Annotated in this window: 2 protein-coding genes and 1 pseudogene; all 3 read right to left on the bottom strand. The window is 57.2% G+C overall.

Translation table 11 applies throughout. From position 1 onward, the window contains the following. Positions 1–542: pseudogene (locus tag VMU57_RS14390) on the bottom strand (ATPase); the annotation flags it as partial. After that, a complete protein-coding gene (locus tag VMU57_RS14385; protein WP_325384585.1) occupies positions 539–1,567 on the bottom strand; it encodes an SIR2 family protein in 1,029 nt (342 codons plus the stop codon). The gene VMU57_RS14385 and the pseudogene VMU57_RS14390, both read right to left, overlap by 4 nt. Positions 1,568–1,727: 160 nt before the next feature. After that, positions 1,728–3,519, bottom strand: a 1,792-nt coding sequence (locus tag VMU57_RS14380) for a hypothetical protein (RefSeq protein WP_325384583.1), incomplete at its 5' end; no start/stop codon positions are given.

Below are 3,519 nucleotides of genomic sequence, written 5' to 3'. Positions count from 1 at the left end.
GTACTGCCGAGGATCGCCGCGTGCCTCTGGAAGAAGCGATCGCCGTTGGCGATAGCTGCGGCCGATTGGTCGATGACGAAGTGGCCAAGTTCGAGTCGCTGTTTCTCATCCAGCTCCTTCCCAAGTAACCCCATGAACCGCTGAAGGTTGCCGCCCTCGATGAGAAAACAATCGCGGTCGATCTGTGGGAACGAATCAGCGCCCCGCTTGAACCGATTGCGGACGGTTCCCTCAATGGCGCGGTAGGTGCCGAGCAAGACAACTCGGAGCGAATCGTCCGGCACAATCTCCATCTCAAGCGTCGTGGGTGCCATCGGATCAGGCTGTGCTGTCTGCTCGCGGAGCTGCCGGGTCACGCGCTCCGTCATCCCGATCAGGAACTCCTGAGCAGTCGTACCCTGAATTGCGACAAGGCTTCCGACCGCAGCACGCGGCAAGAGTGAGGCATTTTCCACCGCGATGAGTACGCGGCTCGTGTCCACGGAGGCGACTTTGCCGAGCAAGCTCGGCGTGTCAAATGTCAGAACAGGTGAATCGCTCATGTCAGAAGCTCCTTTGCTAAAACGCCCATATCCCATAAATTGTGCCCTTTTTGCTCGAACTGGTGTCCGTTTGTCACCATTGCGACTCCTGCCCAAGCCTTCGGTTTCGAGAGGCATACGCAGCGAGGCGAGGTCTTCGCTATCTGCTCGACCTTCGTACTTACCGATTGGTTCAAGATCAATGTGGGAGTACCGTCCTGAATGCGCTTTAGAAGATGGGTTTGCAGATGATCGTCATTGAACCCGTACCCCACTACCAGCAGACGCCCGGCCCGCTTGATGTAGTCGTTGGCCAAATCGCGATGCTTGTCGAAGGGAGAGTCGTAGCCAGCTCGGTACTTGTTGAGACCTGGCGTTATTATGAGTCGTTCCGCGTCCAGATCTAAACTGCATCGCCGTGCATCATTGCCGGATTTATACCAGTCAAAGCTCCCATGTGGTTTCAGGACTATCGCTCGCGGGAAGTGGTCGAGGACGGTAGTCTTGGCGCGCGTTGTGATACCTCGACATGATCCCATGCAACTTCTGGCATGGTCGAAAGCGCCCGCATATTGCCCCACGGCTGTAGTGTCCACATGGAATCCAGCCATTTCACATGCGACTTCGATCAGTCGGTCGTAGTTGGGGGTTAGAATCGGCAATCCACTCGTTGGCTTCAAAATCTTGGCTAGGAATGTCGTCAGTCGAAGGGTTTTCTCCCCTCGGAGCACTGCTCCTATAATTTCACGTTCTTTCGGCATCAGCAGTTCGGACGCTCCTTCCGCAATCCAGACTTCGAGAGTCTCGGTTGGCGCGTGTTTTAGGAGCGCCGCCTCCAATCCCTCATTCGCGTCAATGCTCGCCTTGATATGGGACCAGAGTGTCGCGTCGGCTCCTGCCAGGGTGTCGGCGCGGCTGCACAGATGATCGGCAAGCTCAGGCATCCCGGGAATTCCCTCAGCGCACGAGAGCCCGGACCCGATCACCAAAACAAGCCCGTCGGTGAAATGGCCCTGCACAAACTTAAGCAGTTCGTTATAATCCATATTCGCACTCAATGTCGCGAGTATATCAATAGCAGCATTTTTCCTAATCCCAAACCACCAGGTTCTCTTAATTCGTATTCTGTCGAAGCGTATCTATAGGTCCTTCCCGGTACGCAGGCCAATCGAGTTTCGCTTTGGTGGCGTCTGCCACACGCTAGCTTTAGCCAAGACTTATGACATCGAGTTCGGGGCCCATACGGGTACGAGCAATCTCTACCACGTGCGTGTGGTGTGTAAATAGTATCGATTGTACGCGTTCACCAATAGCAGCCAGTGATTTGAGGCCGTGCGCGGTACGGTCGTCATCAAATGTTGTGAAGATATCATCTCCGATAAAAGGGGCCGGCTCATGTCGACTTGCATAATCTTCGAGATATGCAAGGCGGAGCGCCACGTAAAGCTGGTCGCGCGTGCCATCGCTCATGCCGGTGACGGACACAGTATCGCCAGACTTACGTTGGCCAACCAGACAGGGCGCATCTTGTTCGTCATAGTCCTGGCCGAGATTTGAGAAGGCGTTTCCCGTGAGCATCGAAAAGAGGGCGCTAGCACGGGCGATGAGAGGATCGTGGTGGCTGGATCGGCGGTCGTCAACAACCCTGCCGATCAGCAGGGCACCGAGTTTCAGAACTGCCCACTCACGCGCCGCCATGGCAAGCTCAGCTTCGGCGCTCCTGCGTTGTTGGAGGGCAACTTCCGCACCGACGCCTTGTTCCCATTGTGAGCGCTCGCGCAGCCGGCGGTCTTTCGCGGCGAACACTTCCCGAGACTCCTGATCGAGTCTTTCGTCATCGCCGGAAAGTACTTTGAGTATGGCCTCGGCTTGGTCCGGGTCAAAAGTGGCGAGTTCGGCACGTAGGCTATCCTCATTATGTCCGTCCGCCTGTGCGATGAGCTGGACACGGCGCTCGGCAAGCGTACTGAGAAGCCTGTCTCGCTCGCCAATCCGGCTGAGGAATTCGGGGAGATCGGTCCCGTTTGGTAGTTGGGCCGCAAGACCTTCCAGGTCAGATGCGGCATCAGCGGAAGCAACGTCAGCAATCTCCCGGTTTCGTGTTGCTTCATCGAGCCGTTTCTTGGCCTCAGCTTTCCGTGCTTCTGCAGTTTTGGCATGGGAGAGGCGCTCGTTGAGAGCTTTGACCGCTGCATCTGGCGGCAGGGTCGCAAGGTCCGGAGCCAAACGGTCCACGAGCTTTTTGGCGCGCTCTTCGAATTTAGCCATATCCCGCTGCATGCCTGCCACACGGCGCGTGCGGCTGTCACGTTCCCGTATGTTGGCGGGAACGTCTTTCCAAGCCCCGAGCGCAGCCTCCGCTTCGTCTGGTGTCGCGGTCGGAGAAAGACCTATCGGGGGGAGGGCGAGCGCCCAGCGCTCCAACCAGTTATCCCGACGAGTCTCAGCTTCCGTTTGGGCAGTTGCGAGATCATCGATCCGGGCTTGTGTGTCGCGAATACGTGTATCCAGGTCACGCGCTCCCTCCCAGGTCTCGGCAATAGCGTCAAGCCGGTCCTCGATGCGCGCGGCTAGCAGCCCTGCGTTGAGCCCTTGGATTTCTGGAAGTGTTACTTCCTTCGCCAGCGCGGCGAGCGCCGGCTCGATGCCCTGAATCTCTGTATCAATTGTGGCAAGACTGTCACGCAGAAGATTAAGTTTCTCGCGACGGGCGAGCAGACCATTAGCACCCACAAGCCATGCGGTCATTTCGGAAGGCGAAAGAGGAGGAAAGCCAGCAGGGGCCCAAATTGCTATCCAGGCTTCGGTCATTTGATCGCGGCGGGCCTCGGCATCCAGCAGCTGCTCTTTGATGCTCTTTGTCTTTCTACGTTCATCTTCCAGCAAAACAGTGTCAGCGTTATGGGCCGCAACACGCTCGGCGTCCCCAGCCGCATCATCGGCCAGCCGATCCGCTTCAGAGCGGTGGCGCTCAAAGTCTGCGACGGTTTGACGGAGC

This window comes from Edaphobacter sp. (genome assembly GCF_035532915.1).
In the GTDB taxonomy this organism is placed as follows: domain Bacteria; phylum Acidobacteriota; class Terriglobia; order Terriglobales; family Acidobacteriaceae; genus Edaphobacter.
This window is presented reverse-complemented; position numbering and strand designations above follow the sequence as displayed.

What these genes read in the sequence shown, in the direction of transcription:
- VMU57_RS14385 (WP_325384585.1), bottom strand. Translation starts at nt 1,567, where the DNA reads ATGGATTATAACGAACTGCTTAAGTTTGTGCAGGGCCATTTCACCGAC.